The following is a 26,072-nucleotide window of genomic DNA, read 5'->3' on the forward strand; positions in this document are numbered from 1 at the left end:
TGCGAACGCAACCACAGCACATCGCCCCAAAATCCAGGCCATTAGTTGAACGTCAGCTTCGCTCCCGCGTAGATCGTCCGCCCTGGAGCAGGCTCGTAGTAGCGGCCGAAGTTATCGTTGATACGCAGGTTGTCGTAGTAGTCGCGGTCCAAAAGGTTGTCGATGCCGATGTAGGGCTCCCATCGCTGATCGCCCCACACCATCCGCCAGCCCAGGCGGGCATTGGTTACTGCGTAGCCGGCCACGCGGTCGAGGTTGGCGTTGTCCGCGTACTGATGGTCGTAGGCATTGACGTTGACCCGTGCATACCAGTCGTCACGGTCATAGCTGACCTCGGCGAACAGGCTCTGCCTCGGAATCCCCGGGATGCGGTTGCCGTCGTAGCCCTGGAATTGGTCGAAACGGTAGCGGTGGTAGCTCCAGGCACCGGTCAATCGCCAGAAGCGCCCCAGCAACCAGTCCCCGCTGAGCTCGACGCCGTCGCGGCTTGAACGCCCTGCGTTGGTGTAGAAGGTGCGTCCGTCGACTTCCGGGACCAACTCATCTTCGATACGCATGCTGTAGAGCACCGCTTCGTAGCGCAATCCCGGGTGCTCGCCCTTGAAGCCTATTTCGCGGTTGACCGACTGTGCAGCGCCGAGCGATGGGTTGAAGCCGCCCCCGGTTGGGTTGGCCATTTCGTTGATGGTCGGCGTCTCGAAGGATGTCGCATAACGCACGTACGCCACATGATGGGCGTCCAGTTGTCGGCTTAGCCCCAAGCTGTAGTTCCAGTCATCCAGGTTGCGCTCGCCCGAGGCATCGCCGTCGTTCAGATAGAGGTCCTTGGCCTCGAGCCGCACGCTGTCATAGCGCACGCCAGCGGTGAGCAGCCAGGCGTCGCCAAGGCTCAGCTGATCTTCGATAAACACACCCCGGCTGTCCGCCGTTTCGCGCTGACGCTGAGTCAGGGCGCCGGTGATGCCGCCGGGCAGGTTGTCGTTGCGCGAGCGCTCATCCCGCTGGCTTTCCAGGTCCATCCCAACGGTCAACTGATGTGGCAGGCCCGCCAGTTCCCGGTTAAAGGTGCGTTGGGCACCCACTCCGGCAAACCAGCGGTCGTAGGCTGTCTGGCCGTTGTTCTGCAACGGGAGACGGTTGCTGAACTCGCGCTGGCCGTAATAACTGCGCAACTGGTAGGTATCGCCGCCTGCAGCCTGGCCATCCCAGACCAGCGAGAGGCGCTGCTGCTCGACAGTTTCGTCAGCATCGAACTGAAGGCTCTGCGGCCGCGCCTGGGAACGGTCCGCCCGGACCTGGTCCAGGTTCAGACCACCGGGATCTTCGGCTCGGTTGTCGATCGCATGCAGGGTGAGGCCGAGCGTGCCGCCCTCCCCTTGCCAGCGCAGCTTGCCGGTGAGGTGGTTGGTTTCGGCGGTACCGTGCGTGCGATAGCCGTCGAGCTGTGTGGCGTTGACCGCGAGCAAGGCGCCCAGCGATCCGGCGCTGCCACTGGTTTCCGCGCGCATGCGGCGATAGCCCAGCTCGCCGCCGGTCACCTCGACCTGCGTGAACGGTGTATCCCCTGGCTGCCGCGTCTGGATCGCCAGGACGCCACCGGCAGCATTGCCGTAAATGGTCGACGAGGGACCACGGATCACCTCGATGCGCTCCACCAACGAAGTATCCAGCCCATCCATTTCGGTCTGCCCGTCAGGCATGGTCAGGGGCACCCCGTCGACCAGCACCCGCACGCCACGAACGCCAAAACTGGAACGGGAACCGAAGCCGCGAATGGACAAGCGCATGCCCTGGGACAGGTTGTAGCGGCTCTGCGAAAGCGCGCCCGGCACAGGCCCGAGCAAGCTGTCGAGGGTGAGCAACTGCTCGCCCGGATGGTCCTGCGCCGACACGGCGGATACCGCCATCGGCAGGGTAAACCAGTCGGATTCGGCTCGGGGCGAGCTCACCAACAGGGGATCAAGGGTGAGCGGTTCGCTCGTCTGCGCGAGCAACGGTCCGGTAGCCAACAAGAGCGATCCGGCAAGTAAGAGTCGATACATGGTTGAACCTTGTTGTTATGAAGTGACGTGGCTGTCGCCAACCGCTGTTGCCAGGCAAACCGCTCAATTGCCATGGCCAAAAGGGCGCGATTGGGCAGCCTCGGGAACAGGCGCACCGGAACGCGCGTTCAAAGTACAGAAACCACCCGATGCGGAAAACCCTGCAGAGGCTGTGCGTCTGTAAGGCAACGCACATGCCAGGCAAGCCTGAAGACGTTACCCGTTGCCGTTTACGCCTCCGCAACGGCTTGCCAGCCGCCAGTCCTGCTGCCTCGGCAGGCCATTCTCAATCGCAGCCTCTGCATCCAGTCTGCGGATAACAGGCTGGGAGGCGCGCGCCTTTGTCGCAGCCGCGCGACAGTTGTCGCAGCCCCGCAACGGTTTGGTTGCGACAAGCCGCGTAAGGCGCGGCGACCGCGACCCGCGCCAGCCAGCGTCATAGCTGGCTTTGCAGCCATATCGGAACGGCTGGCACAGCGGTTGCTCTCCCTGAAAGACCTGCCCCACGGGGCGGCCAGACCAATAACAAGAGAGAGCCTGCGATGAAGCACCTAGATCCCTACCTGGGCCGACGGCCCACCACACTGCTTGGCGCCAGCCTTGCCGCCCTGCTGTCCCTGCCGCTGCACGCCGCCGAAGTCGACGGCAAACGCATCGCCAATGCCGACGCCGAGCCCGGCAACTGGATGAGCCACGGCCGCGACTACGGCGAGCAGCGCTTTAGCCCGCTGAAGAAGATCACCGACGGCAACGTCGACGATCTCGGGCTGGCCTGGAGCTACAAGCTGGACATCGACCGCGGTGTCGAAGCCACGCCCATCGTGGTCGACGGCGTGATGTACACCACCGGCCCGTTCTCCATCGTCTATGCGCTGGATGCGCGTACCGGTAAGGAAATCTGGAAGTACGATCCCAAGTCCGACCGTTCCCGCGCGGGTGAGGCCTGCTGCGATGCGATCAACCGCGGCGTCGCCGTGTGGAAAGGCAAAGTCTACGTCGGCGTGCTCGATGGCCGTCTGGAAGCCATCGACGCCAAGACCGGCGAGCGCGTTTGGTCAGTCGATACGCGCTACGACAGAGCCCGCAGCTACTCCATCACCGGCGCGCCGCGCGTGGTCAACGGCAAGGTGGTAATCGGCAACGGCGGCGCCGAATTCGGCGTGCGCGGCTACGTCACCGCCTATGACGCCGAGACCGGTGATCAGGCCTGGCGCTTCTTCACCGTGCCCGGTGACCCCGACAAGCCCGCCGAAGGCAAGGGCATGGAGATCGCCAAGAAGACCTGGCACGGCCGCGCCTTTGTCGAACAAGGCGGCGGCGGTACCGCCTGGGATTCCTTTGCCTACGACCCGGAGCTGAACCTGCTCTACATCGGCGTCGGCAACGGCTCGCTGTGGGACCCGATCTGGCGCAGCGAGGGCAAGGGCGACAACCTCTTCCTCTCCTCCATCGTCGCGGTCAACGCCGACACTGGCGAATACGTCTGGCACTACCAGACCACCCCGGGCGATGCCTGGGACTACACCGCCACCCAGCACATGATTCTCGCTGATCTCGAGATCAAGGGTAAGCAGCGCAAGGTGCTGATGCAGGCGCCGAAGAACGGCTTTTTCTATGTCATCGACCGCGCCACCGGTGAGCTCTTGTCGGCCGAGAACATCGTGCCGATCAACTGGGCCAAGGGTGTGGATCTGAAGACCGGACGCCCGATCGTCGACGACGAAGCCGCCGCTTATTGGAAAGGTGAGAAAAAGGCCAAGCTGGTCCAGCCGGGCTTCTGGGGTGCACATGACTGGCACCCCATGTCCTACAGCCCTGACACAGGCCTCGTCTACATCCCGGCACACATCATGTCCGCCTGGTATGAGCACGTGCCGGATGCGCCGGCGCGCAACAAGTTCAAGAGCATGTATCAGCTGGGCCTGAAGACCGGGATGATGCCGGAGGACCCGGAGGGCCTCGGCAAGTACGCCGACACCTGGTCCGGCAAGCTGATTGCCTGGGACCCGGTCAAGCAAGAGCAGGCCTGGGAAGTGCCTTATGTCACCATCTTCAACGGCGGCACCCTTAGCACCGCCGGCAACCTGGTGTTCGAGGGCAGCGCCGACGGCCGTGTCATCGCCTATGCCGCCGACACCGGCAAGAAACTCTGGGAGCAGCCCGCTGCCAGCGGTGTCATGGCCGCGCCCATTACCTACAGCGTCGACGGCGAGCAGTACGTGACCTTCATGGCTGGCTGGGGCGGTGCCTTCTCGACCTTTGCCGGTGCCCTGTCGCTGCGTGCCGGTGTGCAGCCCTATGCACAGGTGCTGACCTACAAGCTCGGCGGTACTGCCGAACTGCAGGAACCCGCGCCGCGTGAGGATGCGCCCAAGCCACCGCCTTTGACGGCCGATGCGGCTACGGTCGAGGCCGGCGCCAAGCTTTATGACGGCTACTGCTCGCAGTGCCACGGTATCCACGCCGTCAGCGGTGGCGTGCTGCCGGACCTGCGCATGCTCACCCCGGAAAAGCATGAGCAATTCATCGGCATCCTCCATGGCGCGCGCATCCCCGATGGCATGCCCTCCTTTGCCGAGGCTTTCGATCGCGAACAGATGGAGCAGATCCACCAGTACCTGATCAAGCGTGCCCACGACCGGATCGAGCACGGCCCGAACGACCTGCCGCAGTCCACCCAGAAAACGGCCAGCAACTGACCCTCAGGAGACCGACATGACTGATCCAATCACCTACCAGAACTACATTGACGGCGCCTTCGTCGCCTGCGACAACCACATCGAGGTGCGCAATCCGGCCACCGGCGCGGTGCTTTCCCGCGTGCCCGAGTCCGACGCCGCCACGGCCGAACGCGCCATAGCTGCTGCTCGCGCTGCGCAGAAAGCCTGGAGCCAGAAGCCCGCCATCGAGCGCGCCGGCCACCTGCGCGCCATCGCCAGCAAGATCCGCCAGAACGCCGAACGCCTGGCCCGGGTCATCACCGAGGAAGGCGGCAAGATCCAGAGTCTGGCGCTGGTGGAAGTCAACTTCACCGCCGATTACCTCGACTACATGGCCGAGTGGGCGCGCCGCATCGAAGGCGAGATCATTACCAGCGACCGCCCGGGCGAGAACATCTTCCTGTTCCGCAAGCCGCTGGGCGTGGTGGCCGGCATCCTGCCGTGGAACTTCCCCTTCTTCCTGATCGCCCGGAAGATGGCCCCGGCACTGGTGACCGGCAACACCATCGTCATCAAGCCCAGCGAGGAGACGCCGAACAACTGCTTCGAGTTCACCAAACTGGTGGCCGAGACCGACCTGCCCAACGGCGTGTTCAACGTGGTCTGTGGCAGCGGCGCGGGCGTCGGCAGCGCGCTGACCACCAGCGATAAGATCGACATGATCAGCTTTACCGGCAGCGTCGGGACCGGTCAGCGGATCATGGCCGCTGCGGCGCAGAACGTCACCAAGCTCAACCTGGAGCTGGGCGGCAAGGCCCCGGCTATCGTCATGAACGACGCGGACCTGGACCTCGCCGTCTCGGCCATCCGCGCGTCGCGCATCATCAACACCGGGCAGGTCTGCAACTGCGCCGAGCGCGTCTACGTCCAGCGCGGCGTGGCCGAGCAGTTCATCGAGCGTATCGCCAGCGCCCTGGCCGAGACACGCTATGGCGACCCGATCGCCCAGGCGGACGTTGAAATGGGCCCGCTGATCAACGAGGCCGGGTTGCGCAAGGTCGAGCAGATGGTGCGCACCGCCCAGAGCCAGGGCGCGCAGCTGATTACGGGCGGTGCCGTGGCGGACCTGGGCAAGGGCTTCCACTACCAGCCGACGCTGCTCGCCAACTGTTCGCACGACATGGAGATCATGCGCAAGGAAGTCTTCGGCCCGGTGCTGCCGGTGCAGATCATCGACGACCTGGACGAAGCCATCGCCCTGGCCAACGACTGCGAGTACGGCCTCACCTCATCCATCTACACCCGCGATCTCTCCGCCGCAATGAAGGCGGCCGCTGGGCTGGACTTTGGCGAGACCTACATCAACCGCGAGAACTTCGAAGCGATGCAGGGCTACCACGCCGGAGTGCGCAAGTCCGGCATCGGCGGCGCCGATGGCAAGCACGGGCTGTACGAGTACACGCATACCCATGCTGTGTACATACAGAGCTGAGTGACCTGAGGTGACCAAGAACCCCGCCCCGGCGGGGTTCTTGTTATTCGGCCGAGGCAATCGGCCAGCCCACCGAAACTACCGAGTCGCCAGCGCAGCGTCACCTGCGCGGCGCGGTGAGTCCGTGACGGTGGAGCTTGCGATACAGAGTGGCGCGGTTGATACCGAGAGAACGAGCCGCTGACGTAACGTTGCCGCCGTGCTGTTCGAGTGTCGCTTGCAAATGGGCCGCTTCGGCAGCGTCGCGGGTCGTCTCCAGCGACTGCGCAACGGATGACCGCTCTGCCAGTACCGCCATGATCTCTGGCGGCAGGCAATCGAGACCGATCACCCCATCGTCAGCCAGCGCGACGGCACAGCGCAGCACGTTGATCAGCTGCCGCACGTTGCCGGGCCATCGGTAATCGGCCAGCCGCTCCATCGCCTCGGCGGTCAGCTCGACCTGTTCATCACCGGCCTCGCGTCCTAGAACGCGACGGATTAGCCCGGCGCGATCCGCCCGGTCGCGCAAAGCGGGCAGCCTGACCGTCAAGCCGTTGAGTCGGTAATACAGGTCCTCACGAAACTCGCCTGCGGCCACCATGGTGGGCAGGTCACGGTGCGTCGCGCAGACCAACTGCACATTCAGCGACACCGGCGTTGCGGCGCCCAGCGGCACCAGCTCCCGCTCGGCCAGCACGCGCAGCAACCGCGTCTGCAGGTGGGCCGGCATATCGCCAATTTCGTCGAGGAACAAGGTCCCGCCATTCGCCTGTTCCAGCTTGCCCTTCATCCCCTGTCGGCTGGCGCCGGTAAAGGTCCCGGCGCGATAGCCGAACAGCTCGCTCTCGATCAGCGACTCCGGAATCGCCGCGCAGTTGAGCGCCACGAAGGGCCCCTTGGCGCGCACGCTGCCCTGATGGATCGCCCGCGCGAAGGCTTCCTTGCCGGTGCCGGTCTCGCCGGTCAGCAGCAATGAAATATCCCGATCGAGCACGCGCCGCAGCTTTAGGACGCAGCGTTGCAGGCCTGGGTCCTCCCCGGCCAAGTCTTCAAGCGTAGGCTCTACCGGAATGACGTTCAGGCCGCGCTCGCTTCTGGCGCGCGGCGCGGGGGTCGACGGCATACGTAGCGTGACCTCCAGCGCGGACCCGCCCTCCAGCCGTAACGATGCGCTGCGCTGGCCACCGTGCGTCAGGGTGATCAGCTCATCCAGTGACGTTGACAGGACATCCTGAACCGTCTCCCCCAACAGCGCGTTCCCATGGCCCGCGGCCATGAAGGCGGCGCGATTGGCACCGAGGATCCGGCCTGCCGCATCGAGCGCCAGCAAGCGCTCATTGCCCAGGTCACCGGCATCGCCGCCCAGAGTCAGCATGGCGCAAGTGGCATAGCGCTGGTGGAAACTGGCGTTTTCGATGAGCCGGGCGTACAGGCCCACCAACTGGAGCGTCAGGTACTGCGCCTGCTTCGGCCCGCCACTGTTGAGGCACGAGGCATTGAGACAGCCCAGCAACGCACCCTGTGGATCGAACAGCGGCGCCACCGAGCAACTCAACATGGCGTTGCTGCTGAGAAAGTGCTCGTCCCGGTGGATGATCAGCGGCTGGCCCGCTGCCAGCCCCGTGCCGATGCCGTTGGTGCCTACCAGCGACTCGTCCCAGCAACTGCCGACCAACAGGCCCGAATCCGCATAGGGGCTGTACTGCCCGGGCAGCCGCGCGTCGAGCGTGATACCGCGGCGGTCACTGAGCAGCACCGCGAACCCGGCAGGATTCAGACGCCGCGACAGCCCTTCCATGCCCTGGCTCGCGATGGCCAGAAAGTCATGGTGCTCTTCCTGATGCAGACGGATCTCGTGATGCTCAAGCTGAACGTGGGCGGCAGGTTGAGCCGGGTCGAGCCCGTGCTCGTGAACACTGCGGTACCAGGATTCGGCAATCAGCCGATCCGGGTTGGATCCTCGGTCGGCAAAGTGCGTGGCAACAAATGCAGAGAGTTCGGTTGAAAGCTCTGATGGCGGACGCGCGTTCATGTGGGACTCCAGACAAGGCGCCGAGTCGGGCCTTGCGTAATTGTTCGTATCGGCCGTGGAGCAGCCAAAACCAAGCCTAGCACGGCCAATTCAGGCCGGGCCGCCGCCTGCCAGGTTGCGGTCTTCAAGGTGGCCGTTTCGTTGATTGAGCTTCGTGGCGCTGAGAGGCTTGCGCGTTGTCGCTGGGGAGGAGCAGATATCGACCTAGAAGCGGACAGTCAGCTCAGAAATATCTCTTTCACCTCTTGGTTGCGCGAAGCGCTTACGCAGAACGACCTCGGCAGTAAGCAGTGCTGAGTTGCTGCCATATCCCAAAGCAGCCCGTCGAAAAAAACCAACGAAACTAGCCCTAATCAGGAAATACGAATATTGGCGTCACATTCTCAATTGACATTTGAGACGATCGGTCTAAATGAGGAGCTGATGATGTTCAAGGCAATTCTTATCGAAAAAAATGCAGAAGCTTATCGGGCTCGCTTGACTGACCTTGATGAAGCGCAGCTCCCTGAAGGTGATGTAACCGTTCGGGTGGCCTACAGCACGCTGAATTACAAGGATGGGCTAGCCATCAGCGGTGGCAGTCCAGTTGTGCGTCAGTTTCCGATGGTGCCCGGTATTGATCTGGCCGGAACCGTGGAAGCCAGCAGCAACCCTCACTACAAGATCGGCGACCGAGTCCTGCTTAACGGCTGGGGTGTGGGCGAAGGGCACTAGGGCGGGTTGGCTCAGAAGGCCAAGCTACGAGCGGAATGGCTGATCCCGTTGCCCGAGACATTGAGCGAACGCCAGGCAATGGCAATCGGAACCGCAGGCTACACAGCAATGCTTTGCCTGTTAGCGCTGGAACGCCAAGGTGTGACGCCGGAGCGTGGTGAAGTGCTGGTTACAGGCGCCAATGGCGGAGTTGGCAGCTTTGCCATCGCGCTGTTATCGCGTAAAGGTTATTCGGTCATTGCAGCTACGGGGCGTCCGGCCGAAGCTGATTACCTCAAGCGCTTGGGCGCAACATCCATCATTGATCGCAATGAATTGTCCAATCCCGGGCGTTCTTTGGCAAAAGAGCGTTGGGCTGCGGCGATCGACTCAGTAGGCAGCCACACGCTGGCCAACGTATGCGCAGGCACACGCGCAGACGGGGTGGTCGCTGCGTGCGGTTTGGCCCAAGGCTTCATGCCGGTGCTACATTGCTCGTCCACAGCCGCACAACCAACCCCACTTAGCGAGGCCCTCATGCTCAACCATGTAATGGTCGGTTCGAATGATATTGAACGGTCAAAGCGGTTCTACGATGCCGTGCTTGGCCTACTCGGCGCAGGCGAGCCGATCTGTAACACCGGGCCTACTGGGCACACCCGCCTCTTCTACCGACACGATGGCAGCCTCTTCGGTGTTACCGAGCCCCTCAACGGTGAAGAAGCGACGGTCGCCAATGGCGGCACGATTGGTTTCAAGTGCAATTCGGCCGAGCAGGTCCAGGCGTTCCACGACATCGGTGTGGCCCATGGCGGCACAACTTGCGAAGATCCACCGGGGCTGCGCGAAAGCAGCCTAGGCCCGATGCACCTGGGCTATGTGCGCGACCCTGACGGCAACAAGCTGTGCGCCATCTACCGCGCGCCATAATCTGCACTGCACCGCACAACCAAGAGCGGCGCCACCGTTGAACGTCTATGCGCTGCACCCCGGCTGCGGCGCATGAACGCTAACAAGACGGCTGCGTTCCGGGGCCCTCCATCCAGACGCACAAGTTCCCTGGCAGGCCTTAAGCGAACCCGCTAGCGCGGGCTTTGTTTCGCCTGACTTAAGAGCGGGCTACCTGCCCTAACCTGAGTCGCCAGCAGCAAACCGGCAAAAATCAGTCCGCCACCGATCCAATGAAATAGCTGCAAGCCCTCCCCTAATAGCAGCCAGCCGAGAATGGCGGTGAATACCGGCATCAGGTAGGTCGCCATCGCCGCTTTCGCCGCGCCAACGGTTTTGACGCCGTGATTCCAGGAAAGGTAAGCCACCAGCGACGCGAAGACCGCGGTATAGGCGATGACGGAAAGGTTGATCGGGCTTGGTTCGAAACCGCCGACATGACTGAGCTCGAACAGGTAGAACGGCAGGATAAACGGCGTACCGATTGCCATCAGCGCGCCTAGCAGTGTCAAGGGCGGAACCTGGAGGAAGCCGCTCCAGCGTCTCAATGACAGGGTGTACAGCGCCCATACCAGAACCGCTGCGAGCATGATGAGATCGCCGGCCTTGAAGGCCAAATGGGTGAACGCATCCCAGCTGCCGCGGCTGATGAGGTAGACCAGCCCGCACGCGGCGATGGCCATGCCGAACCAGGCGCGACGCGCGGGCCATTCGCCCAACAGCAGGCCGCCGCCGATGAAGGTGAACAGGGGCAGGCAGGTGTTGACCAAGGTGAGATTGATGGCCTCGGTGCTTTGCGCCGCGGAGTACAGCAATGAGTTGTAGCTGCTGATGCCCAATGCGGCGATCACTGGCAGCCGCCAACCCGCGGCACGTAGCGTGGCCCTGTGTGTCCAGATGGAGCGCGCTACGAACGGCAGCAACAGGCAGGTCGCCAGCACCCAGCGCCAGAACGACAAGGTCAGCGGCGGTATTGCATCATGAAAGGCGCGCGCCACCAGCGCGTTGCCACTCCAGCAGAGCACAGCGAGCAGCAGGCCGGCGAAAGCCCATCCCTGACGCCCGTCCATCAGACCGGCCGACGCGTGCGGAGGCGGTACTGCGGCGGCAGTTGATCAAGACCGCTGATCGTAACGTTGAGGTTCTTCCAGATGCCGTCTTTGATGCCGTAGATGCAACCGTGAACGGACAGCGGTTGATCGCGATGCCAGGCATTCTGGACGATGTTGGTGTGGCTGACGTTGGCCACCTGCTGGATGACGTTGAGCTCACAGAGGCGATCCACCTGTGCTTCTTCGGTGGGGAAGCTGGCGATGTGCTCGCGGTGTTCGTAATACAGATCGCGGATGGTGCGCAGCCAGCCGTCGATCAGGCCTAGCTGATCGTCACGCATCGAAGCGCGAACACCTCCGCAGCCGTAATGACCGGTGACGAGGATGTGTTTCACCTTGAGCACATCCACCGCGTACTGAATCACCGATAGGCAATTGAGGTCGGTGTGCAGCACGACGTTAGCGACGTTGCGGTGAACGAAGAGATCGCCGGGCAGCAGGCCGACAATCTCATTGGCAGGCACGCGGGCGTCGGAACAGCCGATCCAGAGATACTCCGGCAGTTGCTGCTTGGCCAGTTTGGTGAAAAAAGTAGGGTCTTCTTCGATGATCGCTTCAGCCCAGCGCGCATTGTTCTCGAATAACTGTTGAAGCTCGTTGCTCATCGCCTACCCCTTCCATTCCGACACGCACGTTACGAACCGGTCGGCGTTTTGACAAGCACGCAGACCGGTGCGTCACAGCATTAGACCGTGAACAGCGGATTCGAAGGGACCTCAGCTCTCGGGCGGGAGGAAAAGGCGCGCAGGTCGCGCAGGAAATTGTCGCGCCAGGCGTCCAGGTCAGCGGCGCGTATTGCCCGCATCATGTGCTCGTAGCGATCCTTGCGCTCGGTGAGCGACATACGCATCGCCCGATCCAGCGCCTCGGCCATGCCGATGCAATCGTAGGGGTTGATGATCAGCGCTGAGGTCAGCTCGCGGGCAGCGCCAGCGAAGCGCGATAGCACCAGCACGCCAGGATCTTCGGGGTCCTGAGACGCGACGAATTCCTTGGCGACCAGGTTCATACCGTCGCGAAGCGGGGTGACGAAGCCGATGTCGGACTGGCGGAACAACCCCATCAGGGCTTTCCGATCATGGCTTTTGTTGAGGTAATGCAAGGGCGTCCAGTCCAGGTCCGACAGCCAGCCATTGATGTGACCCGCGGCACTTTCCAGCTGCTGACGAATATGTTGATAGGTCTTTACGTCCGAACGCGACGTCGGCGCGATCTGGATGAACTCGACAGCGCGACGATGCTCCGGGTATCGGTCCAGGAACGCTTCGTACGCCTTGAACCGCTCGACCAGGCCCTTGGAATAATCCAGCCGGTCCACGCTGATGATCTTCTTGCGATCGACGTCCGTGGTGCGCCGCATGGGCTTGCTTCGGCCTTTGTAGGACTCGGCGAGCGTCTGGATCTCATCCGGGACAACGCCGATGGGATACACCCCGGCGCGGAAATTCTGACCATACGCGGTCAGGCTCCCATCGGACTCAAGGATTCCCCGCACTTCGCGGGTCATGTAGTCCTGGAAGGCGAGCCGATCCGTTTCCGTCTGGAAGCCGATGAGGTCGTAAAAGCAAAGTGTTTTCAGCAACTCATTGTGCGGCGGAATGACGGTCAGGATTTCCGGCGGCGGGAACGGAATGTGAAGGAAGAAACCGATGCGGTTGCGGATGCCGAGCTGGCGGCAAGCTTCGGCGAAGGGAATCAGGTGATAGTCGTGGATCCAAATGATGTCGTCAGGTTCGAGCAGCGGTTTCAGTTTCTCCGCCAGCATCGCGTTGACCCGTCTGTAACCTTCGTACTCCTGCCGGTTGTACCGCGCCAGGTCGATCCTGTAGTGAAAGATCGGCCACAGCGTGGCATTGGAAAATCCACGGTAATACTGGTCGTAATCCTGCTTGGTGAGGCCCATCGTGGCGTAGGTGATATTACCGACGGTCTCGGTTCGGGTTTGCGGGGTGCTGCTTACATCGCCATTCCAGCCAAACCAGATACCGCCGGCCTGGCGCAATGCGTCGTGAACGCCAACTGCAAGCCCGCCAGCAGCGACCTTCCCCGCCTTGATCGGCGCTACACGGTTGGAAACCACTACTAGTCGGCTCATGTAGTTCTCGCTTCAGTCTGGTTTTATTGGATGTTGCTGCGGCTCGGACAGCGTGCTCTGCAATCCGTCGAGCCAGACGGCGACGGCTTCTACTGACGCCAGCCGCTGCATGGCTTCGGTCGGACCTGTGCCCACCTTGATCGAGACCCCGCCCAGTTCGTTGACCACCGTGAAGCCTGCCTCATCGGTCAGGTCATCGCCAATGAAGACGGGTGTCCGTCCGGCAAAAGGTGCCTCCTGCATGAAAGTCCGGATGACCTCACCCTTACTGGCGCCACGCGGCTTGAGTTCGAACACACACTTGCCCGGCTGTAGCGCCAGCACCTCACCATAACGGGCCACGAAATCTTCGGCCACGCCGCGCGCGATCTCTTCAAGCTCAGGAGCCAGGCGGAAATGCAGCGCAAAGGCGACGCCCTTGTTCTCCAGCGTCAGGCCAGGATGCTCGGCACATGCTTGCGCCAACTCGCGCTGGATGGCTTCGAACACGTCATTATCGAGGGTCAGGTTTTGCAACTCGCCGGTAGCGGAACGACGCTCGGCGCCGTGCACGCCGGCAGCGGGCAGTTGCAAAGGCGTGAGCAGCGCATCGAGCTGGCTGATCGGCCGGCCAGACACGACCGCAACAGGAATGCCATTGGCGCTCAGCTGTTCCAGCGCCGCCAGTGAACGAGGGGGGATGAAAACGAGTTCAGGACGCGGTTGGATATCAGCGAGCGTGCCATCAACATCGAAGAAAAAAGCGCAGCTCCGAGCCTCTAGCTCGGGTTGATCATATTGTTTACTCATGTAACTGGGACCCCCGATCAACGGTGGTGGTTCGCGTTTTTTATCGCGGCCGCTGCCTGTAGTTCAAGATGCACGGCCACTGCAGCTTGGTTCATAAAGGCAGAACCGGCCAGCGGCCGGCCTGAATCTTCACATCGTCACCGGGTCACAATCTGCAAGACCAGAGTTCTAGCAGGAGGTTGTCATGAACGATTCCAAGCCTTACACCCCAACGGAAATCGACACTACCGAGGACCGCATGGGTTCAATCGAACAGCTCGATTTCGACCAGCATCGGGACGACCGTAAGGGCCGCATCGGGGATGAAGTTCCTGCCGAAGAACGCGAGAACGAGTTCCCGCCGGAGCGAGTCGCCGAAGCCGGCATGACGACTGGCGAAGTACCTGGCGGGCAGACCACCACGGATGACATGGCGCCAGAGACGCTGATTCCCGACGATGGGTCCCGCTCGCCGCACGAGCCGGGCCATGGCGGGCCGGCCGACCAGGATCTGAGTGAAGTTTCGGAGCATCGCATCGGTGCCGATGTGGACCTGGACGAGGCCGAAGAGGGCCGCGCCAACCCACTGGACGGTAAACCCTGGGACGGCCCGGCAGATGGCGATCCGGACACCGGACTCGGCGGCGGTGACGCTGTACTACACGAAAATGACGATGTGATGGATGACAACGAACTAGGCGGTGACGCCCCGCTGGATTCTGGCCGGGACAAGGCGCCAGGACAGTAGCCTCACGCAACCGGCTGTCTGCCGTACGCAATGGATGTATGGCGACGATAAAGAAGAAGGCCCGGCTCTTTCGAGTCGGGCCTTCTTGCGTCAGACCTTCGCTTGATCAGTCGATCAGCGTACAGGCCATTACCAGCGCATCCTCCCGCCCTTCGGCAGATGGATAGTACCCACGGCGACGCCCCACCTCATTGAAGCCATAACGCTCATACAAGCGATAAGCCGAGGTGTTGCTCGCACGCACTTCAAGGAAGCATTCGCGCCCGCCACGCTCCTGAGCGCGTTGCATCAGGTGTTCCAGCAGTCGCAAGCCAAGCCCGTGGCCCTGGCTCTGTGGTTTGACAGTGATGTTGAGCAGATGCGCCTCATCGAGGATGACATTGATCACGCCGTGGCCGACCTGCTGCTCGCCCTCGAACATCACCCAGCACTCATAGGCGGTGAGCGCATCGGTGAAGATGCCGCGGGTCCAGGGGTGGCTGAAAGCGGCGTATTCGATTTTCAGAACGGTTTCGATATCCGCCGCGGTCATCGGGCGGAAGCTCACTGCATCACTCATGAACACTACTCGTGGATCCACTCAAACCGATCACCCAGCGCGGCATGCTGCGGCGCATGGCTCGCCACAGCTGCGCCTTGCTGCCGGGCTGCTCCATCAACTGCTCGAGCCCCGGCATCGTCAACGCAACGCCTAAGCCTTCGATTGTCAGCTCGCGATAGCAGGCGTCCGCCTCGACTTCGCCAGCAAACCGCAGCGCAGGCGAGCCGATCAGCCAGAGGCAGGCACAACCCATTTGTTCCAACTCGGCAGCGACCACGCCCTGCACGTAGTCACGTGCAGCTTCGCCGCCCTGATCGAGGCTGCCGCGATGGAGCAGCGGCCAGCGAATCGGCTCACCGTCTCCAACCTGCTGTGGGCTGTCCGGTAGTCTGGCAGCACGCAACAAGTCCTTGAGCAGGATGTAAGCAGGATCGCGGCTCTGGAAAGACTCACCCGTCGGCAGCTCGACCAGCAACAGCACATTGCCGGCACGCAGCAGCTGCAAGGCGAAGCGAGGGGGCGGTACGGCGGCTTTCTGCTCGGCGGCAACCACCTGCGCTTCGCGGGCCTTCGCCGCAGGTTTTTTCGGCTCGGGCACGGCGATGCGTGGCATGACCGAGCGAACCGCATCTGCGGCCGGACTGGCCGAAGCAGCCGTCGCCGCCGCTGCCGGCTCGGGCGCTGTGCTACGGCTCGGCTGTGGCGTTGGTCGAAGCTCGACGACTGGCGCGGGCGCGGATACCGTCTCGACGATTTGCAAGAGCTCCGGGCGCGAAGGCGCGGCAAAGGGCAGCTCGGCTCGTGGCAGCCAGGTGGTGATCTGCATGGCGTTGAGGAAGGCTCGACGCCGGCTTTCGGTAATCAAACCCCGGCCACCTGTGGATGAGCCTTGGCGCCAACCTGCATCAGGTTCAGCGCATTGAGGTAGGCCTTGGCCGAGGCCACGACGATATCGGTATCGGCACCGTTGCCGTTGACGATACGTCCGCCCTTCTCCAGCCGCACCGTGACCTCGCCTTGAGAATCGGTGCCCTTGGTGATTGCGTTGACCGAGTAGAGCTGCAGCGTGGCGCCCGAGTTGGCCACCGACTCAATGGCTTTGAAGGTTGCGTCGACCGGCCCAGAACCCTGCGCTGACGCAGCCTGCTCGTTGCCATCCACGTTCAGCACGAGCTTGGCGTCCGGCACCTCGCCGGTCTTGCTCGCCACTTCCAGCGTCACCAGCTTGAAATGCTCCTGCACGTCCTCGGCGAGGGTGTCAGAAACCAGTGCCTGCAAATCCTCGTCGAAAATCTCGTGCTTCTTGTCGGCAAGCTCCTTGAAGCGGGCAAAGGCCGCGTTCAGCTCGCCTTCGCCCGGCAAAACGATACCCAGCTCCTCAAGCCGCGCGCGAAAGGCGGCGCGTCCCGAGTGCTTGCCCATGACCATCTTGTTGGCGTTCCAGCCGACCGACTGCGCGGACATGATTTCATAGGTTTCGCGGTGCTTGAGCACGCCATCCTGATGGATGCCGGATTCGTGAGCAAAGGCATTGGCACCGACGATGGCCTTGTTCGGCTGCACTGGGAAGCCCGTAATGCCGGACACCAGGCGCGAGGCGCTGAGGATGTGCTCGGTCTCGATCCGGGTGTGCACGTCGAGCAGGTCCTGACGCGTCTTGATCGCCATGACGATCTCTTCCAGCGCGGCGTTACCAGCGCGCTCGCCCAGGCCGTTTATGGTGCACTCGACCTGCCGAGCCCCCGCGACGACCGCCGCCAGCGAGTTGGCCACCGCAAGGCCCAGGTCGTTGTGGCAGTGAACGGAGAAGACGGCTTTGTCCGCGTTGGGAATGCGCTCGAGCAGCAGGCGGATGGTCTCCGCATATTGGTGCGGGATGGCGTAGCCGACCGTGTCTGGAATGTTGATGGTGCGCGCGCCAGCGTCGATGGCCGCTTCGATGATGCGGCAGAGGAAATCGATTTCCGAGCGGCCGGCGTCCTCGCACGAGAACTCCACATCAGCGCAGAGATTACGCGCCTTGGTCACCGCACGTACGGCCTGCTCGACCACCTGATCCGGCTGCATGCGCAGCTTGTATTGCATATGGATCGGGCTGGTGGCGATAAAGGTGTGGATGCGACCGGAGTTGGCGCCGGCCAGCGCTTCGGCGGCGCGCTCGATGTCGGCATCCACGGCACGGGCCAGACTACAGACGGTGCTGTCCTTGATGTGATCCGCCACGGCTTTGACCGCGGCGAAGTCGCCCGGGCTGGCGATGGCGAAGCCGGCCTCAATCACGTCCACTTTCAGCCGCTCGAGGGCCTTGGCGATGCGCAGCTTTTCTTCGCCGGTCATAGAAGCGCCGGGACTCTGCTCACCGTCTCGCAGGGTGGTGTCGAAGATGATGACGCGGTCGTTGCTGCTCATAGTCAAATCCTCACGGCTGCCGAGCGCCTCTGAGGGGGCGCTTGTAGACGGTGGATTGTCGCGTGAAATGAACAAGCCGGGAAGGCACAGCTGCATTCGTAGAGTGGATGTCGTTTTTTACATCCACCGTAAGCAGCATCGGGTGGAAAACGCCGGAGCTTTTTCACCAACCGCGGGGGGAACGTCAGTGGAAAACGCTTCGCGGTTTTCCACTCTACGAAAGCCGAAACGCCCGCCCTGGCCCTTAGAGCGAATGTTGCTTTATATCCACCACAGCCTTCAAAGCAAAAAAGGCCCCGCTGCTGAGGCAGCGGAGCCTTTCGTTCGTGCAGCTCGTGGCTGGCTTATTGATCCCAAGCGCGGTCGCCGTGCTCGTCCTTAATCCGCGTGGGCAGGCCCATCGCGTCGAGCAGTTTGAGGAATGGCTGCGCCGGCAATTGCTCGACGTTAACCATCCGCTGCGCATCCCACTCCCCGCGCGCTACCAGCAGCGCGGCGGCGACCGGCGGCACGCCAGCGGTGTAGGAAATGCCCTGACTGTCCGTCTCGGCGTAGGCCTCTTCATGGTCGGCCACGTTGTAGATGAACAGCTCGCGCGGCTGGCCGTCCTTGGTGCCTTTGATGAGATCGCCGATGCAGGTCTTGCCGGTGTAGCCAGGCGCCAGCGAAGCGGGATCGGGCAGTACGGCTTTTACCACCTTGAGCGGCACTACTTCCAGGCCTTCGGCTGTGCGGACCGGCTGCTCGGAAAGCAGGCCGAGGTTCTTCAGCACGGTGAAGACATTGATGTAGTGATCACCAAAGCTCATCCAGAAGCGTACGTTCGGTACGTCGAGGTGCTTGGAGAGCGAATGTACCTCGTCATGGCCGGTCAGGTAGAGGCTCTGCTCGCCCACCACCGGCAGGTCGTCGGTGCGCTTGACCTCGAACATGGTGTTGGTCGTCCACTGGCTGTTCTGCCAGCTGTAGACCTGACCGGTGAATTCGCGGAAGTTTATTTCCGGGTCGAAGTTGGTCGCGAAATATTTGCCGTGCGAACCGGCATTGACGTCCAGGATGTCGATCGACTCGATGGTGTCGAAGTGCTCCTGCTGCGCCAGAGCGGCGTAAGCATTGACCACGCCCGGATCGAAGCCGGCACCCAGAATGGCGGTGACGCCCTTTTCCTGGCATTCGGCCAGGTGCTTCCACTCGTAGTTGCCATACCACGGCGGGGTTTCGCAAATCTTGTTCGGCTCTTCATGGATAGCCGTGTCGAGATACGCGGCGCCGGTGTCGATACACGCGCGTAGTACGGCCATGTTCAGGAAGGCTGAACCCACATTGATGACGATCTGCGATTCAGTTTCGCTGATCATCGCCTTGGTCGCTTCTACGTCCAGGGCGTCCAGCACGTAGGCCTTGATCTCACCGGGCTGTTTCAATCCGCCCTTGGCCTGCACGCTGTCGATGATGGCCTGGCATTTGGAGATGCTGCGCGACGCGATAGCAATACGACCGAGTTCGTCGTTGTGCTGCGCGCACTTATGGGCCACCACCTTGGCGACACCTCCTGCACCAATGATAAGAACGTTTTTCTTCAATTGTTTTGTCACTCCTTAAGCCGCTGCCTCAGGAAAGGCTGGACAGGTAATCGTCAAAGTTGAACTCGCGAACCACCTCGACGCTGCCGTCGAGCTGCTTTACAACGATGGACGGCATTTTCAGACCGTTGAACCAGTTTTTCTTGACCATTGTGTAACCCGCTGCGTCGATAAACGACAGCCGATCGCCGATGGTCAGCGGACGATCGAATTGGTACTCGCCGAAGATATCGCCGGCCAGACAGGATTTGCCGCACACCATGTAGCTGTGCTCGCCGTCGTTAGGAGCCATCTTGGCGTTGAGGCGGTAGATCAGCAGATCGAGCATATGCGCCTCGATCGAGCTGTCGACCACCGCAAGATTCTTGCCGTTGTACAGGGTGTCGAGCACCGTCACTTCCAGCGAGGAACTGAGGGTGATCGCCGCTTCGCCCGGCTCCAGGTAGACCTGCACGCCATACTTTTCGGAGAAGGCCTTCAGGCGAGCGCAGAACGCATCGAGTGGGTAGCCCTCCCCGGTGAAGTGGATTCCGCCGCCGAGGCTGACCCACTCGACCTGTTCAAGCAGAGGGCCGAAGCGCTCCTCAATCGTGGTGAGCATCTTGTCGAACAGCTCGAAGCTGCCGTTCTCACAGTTGTTGTGGAACATGAAGCCGGAGATCTTGCCCATGACCGCGGCGATTTTCTCTGGGTCCCACTCGCCCAGGCGGCTGAACGGGCGTGCCGGATCAGCGAGCAGGTAGTCGGAGCTGCTGACCTGGGGGTTTACTCGCAAACCCCGAATGGTGCCTTCGGTGGCGGCCTCGAAGCGCTCGAGTTGGCCAATGGAGTTGAAGATGATCTTGTCGCAGTTAGCGACCATCTCTTCAATTTCATCGTCGGCCCAAGCCACGCTGTAAGCATGAGCTTCCCCGGCGAACTTCTGCCGGCCAAGCTTGAGTTCGTACAGTGACGACGAAGTAGTACCGTCCATGTACTGCTGCATCAGGTCGAAAACCGACCAAGTGGCGAAGCACTTGAGCGCCAGCAGCGCCTTGGCGCCGGACTGCTCGCGTACATAGGCAATCTTTTCCAGATTGCCCAGCAGTTTCTGTTTATCGATGAGGTAATACGGCGTCTTGATCATGTGTGCGTGCCCCGAAAAGGTCGCCGACAGGAAGCCGACCGCTTCCCGTTTGGAAAAAAGGGCGAATTGTGCCGGTAACTAACGTATATCGAAATAGCATTTCGACACTTCGTCGACTTTCATGATGTTCGGTCGCGATCAAATCGGTGAACGGCAGCAATGCGCCGCACGCTACCTGTGATTGATGACGTCCGGGTGAACGGTCCTGTTTGCTGATCTAAATGCCGATCAGGGCGCATCCGGTCGTCTCCGTCTGCCATCACCCCAGCAGTGATGCAGTACAATTTGCGCCTTTTTTCATGGCTGGATTGGCGCCTCGATGATCGAACCCAAGCGCGTATTGCGCGCCCTTGCCGAACACTGGACATTGCTCGAGCCGCTGTGCGAGCGCTTCGATGCCGGCACCCTGAGCCTGATCGAACTTCGTCATCAGCTCGCTGCGCAACTGCCGGAAGGAACGCCCACCGACATCACGGCCCTGCTCGATCAATGGATTCGCCTGGACATATTGGTCCCGGTGGCGAAGAGCCCGAACCGCTTCGAGCTCAACGCGCAGATTCACGACTTCCTCGCCTACCTGCGCCGCGAACACCGACTTGGCCTGTGCCTGGAAATCGAAGCGTACCTGCGCCATCTCGAACGCCTGGCCGGACACATCCAAGATGCCTTCGAAATCCGCGACGGGCAGGATCTCGCCCGCCAGTTGCGCCTGCTCGACATGCGCGTACGTGACGTGCTGAAAAAGCTCGCCAACGACGAACAGGCGCTCATTGGTGTCGCCGATCGGGCCAAGACCAGTGACCGGCAAATTCCATTACGTCAGCGTTACGCCGAGGTCCTGGCGACCTGGGATGAATACGTAGAGCCGATGATCCAGTTGGTCGCTGCTGACGGCGCCTTCGAACAGGGCGTTTACCGCGTCGAGCAGGTGCTCATGAAACTGCTCGGCGAGCAACAACGGCTTGGCCAGCTGGTTGACGACGACCTGTTGCTGCGCACTCATGCGCGAATTCTGGAAATGCAAAGCACCGCCCAGCTCACCCTGCGTCACGCTCGCGAGCTGTTGCTGCCCTTGCGCGAAGAAGCCCGTCGGCATAATGCGGTGACGCGAGGCGCCGCGCTGGCCTTGTCAGCCATTCGCAAGAAAGGACTGGACGCGGTGCCGCAGGCCTCACTGCCATTGTTCACCCGGCCACAGAGTACCTTTCTCGGCTCGGCCAGCCAGGTTGAAGCCTACGTCTACGCCCTGGCCCGCTTCGAGCCGAAACCGGCGCAGTTCCCCCGCGCGGGCAGCAAGCGCAAGACCGACGCACCGCGGTCGCCACTGACCGCACGGGAGATGCTCGACCGCTGCGAACAGGCGCTGCCACTGCCGGACCTGATGCAATGGCTGCTGGAGCAGGAGCCGGATGGCGCGACCGATGAGCTGCTCTACTGGTTCTCACGGCTGTCCCGCGATGCGCGCTTTCAGCGCGACCGCCTGGAGCGGCGCGAGTACCTGACCCGTGAGCATCAGGTCAGCCTTAGCTCCTTTGCCCTGCTGGCCAATGCCGATGGTTGAGGTCGCGCCCTATTGGCGATGTATCGCCCGCCCCGATTCGATTCCTTTTCGTGAAAAGCGCCTCGTGCCTGCTCACACGATGATTGACTGAGTTGCGTATGAACATTGATCTGAAAGAAATGACCCAGCTGGCGCCGATTTTCCGCGAGCTCTTCAAGGGCTATCACCTGTCGCGCAGCGAGCCGGAGTGCTACGCCCAGCTGTCCAGCATGCAGGACCAATACCGCGCTCTGTTCAAGGCGCTCGGCTTCGAACTGGTCTGCGATCCTCGCGGCTTCTACTATTTTGTCCCCGAGCAGATGGGCGCACAGGTCAACAAGACCGCACAGCGACTGGCGCTGTTTACCTTCATTCTGGTCGAGCACTTGGCTGATCAGGGCCGCGACCCCCTCGCGGTGCTGGACGGGGGCACACTGGGCCGGGATGAACTGCCGGCGTTATTGGACAAGTACCGGGACCTGTTTCTGCAGGCTGAAGTGACGTCCCAGGACGAGCTGGAGGAGAAGGTCATCCGCCGCCTAACTCAACTGGGTTTTACCGAAGACAGCAATGGGATCTACCGCTTCCTGCCGCCCATGCACCGCTTCCTCGACGTATGCCTGTCCGTCCAGCAGGACCGCGACCTGGCAGCGAGCCTGCACAGCAGTGATCTCTCGCTTCCAGCGCCACAGTTGATCGCCGAGGAGGAAGAAGACGAGATCATCCTCTTGGACTATCCGGAAGATGAATCCGAAGAAGACGCGCTGGCGCGTGCCATCGCTGCAGAAAAGGAGCTTGAAGCATGAGCCAGGAACGCTACGGTATCCGCCGCTTCGCCCTACTGAACACTGCGGGTTATAGCCTCGGCATCTTTCCACTGGAAACGCCGCTGTCGGTCTATGGTGCGAACAACCTCGGCAAGTCCGCCTCGATCAACGCATTGCAGTTCCCGATTCTGGCGCGCATGTCGGACATGAGCTTCGGCAAATACAGCCTCGAGCAGTCGCGCAAGTTCTACTTTGCCAGCGACACCAGCTACATCCTCGTCGAAGTCGCCCTGCCCCACGGCCCTCATGTGATCGGCGTTGCCGGCCGCGGTCCGGGTGGCGGCTTCGGCCACCAGTTCTTCGTCTACCAAGGCTCGCTGGACCTCGATCACTACCAGCAGAACGGTACCTGCCTGCGCCAACGCGAGCTGTTCGCCAATCTTGAACGGGCAGGCATCAAGGCCTACGAGGCCAAGCCGGACGAGCTGCGGCGGCTGCTAGTCGGTGGCCACACCGTAATTCCGTTGGACATGACGCTCATCCCCCTGCGTTCGACCAGCGAGCAGAGCCTCAAAACCTTCCGCGCGTTGTTCATCAACCTGCTGCATATGCGCGAGATCACCGCAGCCAAGCTCAAGCAGCTATTCCTCGATGCATTCGAGCACAGCCTGCGCTCCGGCAGCGTCGACTACATTGCCGCCACAGAGGAAGCCTTCCGCGACGTACGCCGCATGGAGCAGGACTACCAAGCCCTAGTAGCGGCCGGTCCGCTGGTCGAGGCGCTGGCCGCCGGTGTCGCCCAGCGCGAGTTGCTGCGCGGCAAGCTGCATCGCCTGTCTCCTTTGCTCGACTCGCTCCTGGGCACCTGGCAGGACTATGCCGGCGCGCGCAAGGAGGAACTGCTCATCCAGGCTGAGCACTATCGCCGCGAGCAGGACGGCCTGCAGAACGAACAGCGTGGCGGCACGGCCGAGCTGATGCGCCTGGAGCGCGAAATCAGCGAGATCCAGCGCTGGTTGGGAGAACTGTCCGTATTGAAGAACCGTTTCGCCCTGATCGACGATGCCCGTGTATTGGAACAGCAGCTGCTCGCCGCCAAAGATGCCCACGACGAGCTGGCTGGGGCGCTATCCCAGTCCCGCCAGTTCTCCAGCGAAGATCTGGACGAGCGCCTGCGCGATCTGGAGAAACGCCTCAAGTCGGTCCGACAGCAACTGGACCATGCCGACAACAACAGCTATTCGCGCCTGCGCGAGGAGTTCTCACAAGCGGACGTTGATCGCCTGATGCGGCTGTTCAACGGGCAGCTGTTCAGCCTGCCGCTAGGGGACAAAGGCATCGCGCTGGATGATGGCGAGGCATGGGTCAAATCACTCGAAGCGGTCCTGGACGGATTTAAGGGCGAGCGATTCGAAGCGCCGGGCGTCTCCATCGACCTTTCGCATATCGAACCGCCCGCCCTTCAGGCGTTGGCCGACCGTGCTGCTCTGCGTGACCAGAAAGACCGTCTCGAGCGCGAGCTGAAGCAGTTGAAGGCGCAGCACTCGGTGGCAGTCGACCGCGCCGCCAGTACGGCTCAGGCCGAACAACTGTACCAGCAGGTCCTCGATTCGCAGAAAGCGCTGGAAGATTTCCGTCGCTGCCAGACGCTGTCGACCGAGGAAGGCAGCAAGCTCGAGCAGCTGGCGCTGGCGGAGGCGGCGCAGGACGAGCTAAAGCGAACCAGCGATGCCTTTACCGAACGCGTCCAGCACCTGTCGGCAAAACTGCAACTGGTCGGTCGTCAGCTGGCGGATCTGGAAGCCAAGGAGCGCACGCTAGAAGACGCGCTTCGTCGTCGCCAGCTGCTACCAGCAGATTTGCCCTTTGGTACGCCATTCATGGACCCAGTCGACGATTCGCTGGACAACCTGCAACCACTGCTCAACGACTATCAGGACAGCTGGCAAGCGCTGCAGCGCGTCGACGGGCAGATCGAAGCGCTCTATGCACAGGTTCGCCTCAAGGGCGTCGCCAAGTTCGACAGTGAAGAGGATCCGGAGCGCCGGCTGCAGCTGTTGGTGAACGCCTACGCGCATCGCCAGGACGAAGCCCTCACACTCGCCAAGGCGCGCCGCGCCGCGGTTACCGACATTGCCCGCACCCTGCGCAATATCCGCAGCGACTACGACAGCCTTGAACATCAGCTGGCGCTGTTCAACCGCGAAATTAACAAGCGCCAGGTATCCAACCTCGAAAGCTTCCGCATCGTGCTGGCACCAAACAAGGATGCGCTTAAGCACATCGACCAGATCATCCACAGCGCCGGACAATACGAGCAAGGCGAGACGCTCTCAGTTTTCGACCTGCAGCAAAGCAGCGAGCAGGACAGCAAGAACGAGGAAGCCAAGGAGTACCTGGCACGCTTGGTTGCTGCCAACAACAATCAGCTCGGCCTGAAAGATCTTTTCGAGCTGGCTTTCGAAATCACCAAGGTTGGCGGCCAGCCGGTGATTCATACCGACATCGATGGCGCGGCGTCCAACGGCACGACCATGACCATCAAAGCGCTGACCAACATGTACCTGCTGCTGCACCTGATGGATCGCGAACAAGCAGGGCGCATTCGTCTGCCCTACTACCTGGACGAAGCTGCTGATATCGACGAGCGCAACCAGCAGGCGCTGATCGAAACCAGCTTGCAGCTTGGCTTCGTGCCGATCCTCGCCTCGGTTAAGCCACAGGTCTCAGCACACGTAGCTATCGACCTGGAGGGCGGCAGCGGCCCGAGCGGGATCTACATCGACGAGGCGGACTGGAAGTTCATCAAGCGTCGTGAGCGGTCCGAGACATTTGACGTCGCAGCTGCTCAAAGACCTACTAAAGAACTCGAGCCAGTCAGCTGAGCACAAGACCGGGAACTAACCAGCCTGCCAATGGTGCGAGCTGGTTAGTTCAGCTTCAAACTCCCTCCGCTGTACCGCCTTTTAGGGAGAGCGCTTACATGTTGAGCTGCGCGGCTAGTACAACCGCTACGGCTACGCATTGACCGGATAGGCGATAACGTCAGCCGCCCGATGTCTCGGATCGCGTTTACCTTACGCAGCGGTGCTTTCCAGCTACGCCTCGGCGTGAGCCTTCACAAATGCTATACAGCTCGCACAGCGCAGATCGCTCAGATTTAGAACCGCCGGCTAGCACATACCGATCCAAATAGTTCCCAGCATCATGATGATTGCGCCTGCCCCGCAGCGTGAGCCTTCGACATCTGACGCTTCCGGGCAGACTGCCTCACTAGTCTGTCGAGGCGAATCATTTGATGTCAGGCCCACGATGGCTCGCCAGTTCCGAGCGAGTTCTGAACGCAGTGGCAGCGAGCTACAGGACCATATGGGGGAAACCATGGTGCGAAGGTCCAGTCTTTTCCGCCCCAAAGACAAACCCCCGACCATCTTACGATGATCGGGGGTTTGGTGTAGAAGCTTGACGATGACCTACTCTCACATGGGGAAACCCCACACTACCATCGGCGATGCGTCGTTTCACTACTGAGTT

18 protein-coding genes, 1 rRNA gene and 1 pseudogene are annotated in these 26,072 nt (G+C 61.7%); 8 read left to right on the forward strand and 12 right to left on the reverse strand.

The window, feature by feature from the left end; all coding sequences use genetic code 11:
* Window positions 1-41: 41 nt before the first annotated feature.
* Window positions 42-2,042, reverse strand: coding sequence for a TonB-dependent receptor family protein (locus ACIGHL_RS20630; protein ID WP_446697684.1), 2,001 nt, complete (start codon window positions 2,040-2,042; stop codon window positions 42-44).
* A gap of 542 nt (window positions 2,043-2,584) precedes the next feature.
* On the opposite strand from ACIGHL_RS20630, the gene ACIGHL_RS20635 reads away from it, so the two are divergent.
* Together ACIGHL_RS20635 and aldA are read left to right on the forward strand one after the other, a co-directional pair.
* Entirely contained in the window at window positions 2,585-4,741 is a 2,157-nt protein-coding gene (locus ACIGHL_RS20635; protein WP_128121766.1) for a PQQ-dependent dehydrogenase, methanol/ethanol family, read from the forward strand.
* A 16-nt stretch (window positions 4,742-4,757) separates the two neighbouring features.
* Window positions 4,758-6,194 (forward strand): aldehyde dehydrogenase, encoded by a 1,437-nt coding sequence (gene aldA, locus ACIGHL_RS20640; protein WP_128121765.1) that lies wholly within the window; start codon window positions 4,758-4,760, stop codon window positions 6,192-6,194.
* A 100-nt stretch (window positions 6,195-6,294) separates the two neighbouring features.
* On the opposite strand, the gene ACIGHL_RS20645 is transcribed toward aldA, so the two are convergent.
* The gene (locus tag ACIGHL_RS20645; RefSeq protein WP_128121764.1) at window positions 6,295-8,208 is read right to left on the reverse strand and encodes a sigma-54-dependent Fis family transcriptional regulator; all 1,914 of its coding nucleotides are present in this window, start codon (window positions 8,206-8,208) and stop codon (window positions 6,295-6,297) included.
* 426 nt (window positions 8,209-8,634) lie between these two features.
* Here ACIGHL_RS20645 and acuI point away from each other — a divergent pair.
* Both acuI and ACIGHL_RS20655 read left to right on the forward strand, forming a co-directional pair.
* Window positions 8,635-9,375: pseudogene (gene acuI, locus ACIGHL_RS20650) on the forward strand (acrylyl-CoA reductase (NADPH)); the annotation flags it as partial.
* A 63-nt stretch (window positions 9,376-9,438) separates the two neighbouring features.
* Entirely contained in the window at window positions 9,439-9,831 is a 393-nt protein-coding gene (locus ACIGHL_RS20655) for a VOC family protein (RefSeq protein ID WP_128121792.1), read from the forward strand.
* Window positions 9,832-9,983: 152 nt separating this feature from the next.
* On the opposite strand, the gene ACIGHL_RS20660 is transcribed toward ACIGHL_RS20655, so the two are convergent.
* The 4 genes from ACIGHL_RS20660 to otsB all read right to left on the reverse strand — a co-directional run bounded on the left by ACIGHL_RS20660 (window position 9,984) and on the right by otsB (window position 13,845).
* Complete coding sequence (locus tag ACIGHL_RS20660) at window positions 9,984-10,919, reverse strand: DMT family transporter (protein WP_128121763.1); 936 nt, start codon at window positions 10,917-10,919, stop codon at window positions 9,984-9,986.
* Window positions 10,919-11,566: a carbonate dehydratase gene (gene can, locus ACIGHL_RS20665; RefSeq protein WP_046162638.1), complete on the reverse strand. Its 648-nt coding sequence runs from the start codon at window positions 11,564-11,566 to the stop codon at window positions 10,919-10,921. The genes ACIGHL_RS20660 and can overlap by 1 nt, the downstream gene beginning before the upstream one ends.
* An 80-nt stretch (window positions 11,567-11,646) precedes the next feature.
* Complete coding sequence (gene otsA, locus ACIGHL_RS20670) at window positions 11,647-13,056, reverse strand: alpha,alpha-trehalose-phosphate synthase (UDP-forming) (protein WP_046162639.1); 1,410 nt, start codon at window positions 13,054-13,056, stop codon at window positions 11,647-11,649.
* A gap of 12 nt (window positions 13,057-13,068) precedes the next feature.
* Window positions 13,069-13,845, reverse strand: a complete 777-nt coding sequence (gene otsB, locus ACIGHL_RS20675; protein WP_128121762.1) for a trehalose-phosphatase — start codon at window positions 13,843-13,845, stop codon at window positions 13,069-13,071.
* Window positions 13,846-14,029: 184 nt separating this feature from the next.
* Between otsB and ACIGHL_RS20680 the strand changes: the two genes are divergently transcribed.
* Complete coding sequence (locus ACIGHL_RS20680; protein ID WP_128121761.1) at window positions 14,030-14,572, forward strand: hypothetical protein; 543 nt, start codon at window positions 14,030-14,032, stop codon at window positions 14,570-14,572.
* Between the two features lie 106 nt (window positions 14,573-14,678).
* Here the strand turns inward: ACIGHL_RS20680 and rimI are convergent, their stop codons facing one another.
* The 5 genes from rimI to ACIGHL_RS20705 all read right to left on the reverse strand — a co-directional run bounded on the left by rimI (window position 14,679) and on the right by ACIGHL_RS20705 (window position 20,231).
* A complete protein-coding gene (gene rimI / locus ACIGHL_RS20685) occupies window positions 14,679-15,131 on the reverse strand; it encodes a ribosomal protein S18-alanine N-acetyltransferase (RefSeq protein WP_045424930.1) in 453 nt (150 codons plus the stop codon).
* On the reverse strand, window positions 15,124-15,978 hold the full coding sequence (locus tag ACIGHL_RS20690) for an energy transducer TonB (RefSeq protein WP_128121760.1): 855 nt from the start codon (window positions 15,976-15,978) through the stop codon (window positions 15,124-15,126). The genes rimI and ACIGHL_RS20690 overlap by 8 nt, the downstream gene beginning before the upstream one ends.
* On the reverse strand, window positions 15,975-17,522 hold the full coding sequence (locus ACIGHL_RS20695; RefSeq protein ID WP_128121759.1) for a 2-isopropylmalate synthase: 1,548 nt from the start codon (window positions 17,520-17,522) through the stop codon (window positions 15,975-15,977). The genes ACIGHL_RS20690 and ACIGHL_RS20695 overlap by 4 nt, the downstream gene beginning before the upstream one ends.
* A 344-nt stretch (window positions 17,523-17,866) precedes the next feature.
* The gene (locus ACIGHL_RS20700; protein ID WP_128121758.1) at window positions 17,867-19,105 is read right to left on the reverse strand and encodes a saccharopine dehydrogenase family protein; all 1,239 of its coding nucleotides are present in this window, start codon (window positions 19,103-19,105) and stop codon (window positions 17,867-17,869) included.
* 28 nt (window positions 19,106-19,133) lie between these two features.
* A complete protein-coding gene (locus ACIGHL_RS20705; protein WP_128121757.1) occupies window positions 19,134-20,231 on the reverse strand; it encodes a carboxynorspermidine decarboxylase in 1,098 nt (365 codons plus the stop codon).
* A gap of 319 nt (window positions 20,232-20,550) precedes the next feature.
* Here ACIGHL_RS20705 and mksB point away from each other — a divergent pair, with 319 nt between their 5' ends.
* From mksB to mksF, 3 genes are all read left to right on the forward strand, one after another.
* A complete protein-coding gene (mksB, locus tag ACIGHL_RS20710; protein WP_128121756.1) occupies window positions 20,551-21,792 on the forward strand; it encodes an Mks condensin complex protein MksB in 1,242 nt (413 codons plus the stop codon).
* Window positions 21,793-21,890: 98 nt separating this feature from the next.
* A complete protein-coding gene (mksE, locus tag ACIGHL_RS20715) occupies window positions 21,891-22,577 on the forward strand; it encodes an Mks condensin complex protein MksE (protein ID WP_128121755.1) in 687 nt (228 codons plus the stop codon).
* Window positions 22,574-25,423 carry an Mks condensin complex protein MksF gene (mksF, locus tag ACIGHL_RS20720; RefSeq protein ID WP_128121754.1) on the forward strand — a complete coding sequence of 950 codons (2,850 nt, stop codon included), beginning with the start codon at window positions 22,574-22,576 and terminating at the stop codon, window positions 25,421-25,423. Before mksE ends, mksF begins: the two co-directional genes overlap by 4 nt.
* A 575-nt stretch (window positions 25,424-25,998) precedes the next feature.
* Here mksF and rrf read toward each other — a convergent pair.
* A 5S ribosomal RNA gene (gene rrf, locus ACIGHL_RS20725) occupies window positions 25,999-26,072 on the reverse strand; the annotation flags it as partial.

This window comes from Pseudomonas sp. NPDC077451, from assembly GCF_044543345.1.
Classification (GTDB): domain Bacteria; phylum Pseudomonadota; class Gammaproteobacteria; order Pseudomonadales; family Pseudomonadaceae; genus Stutzerimonas.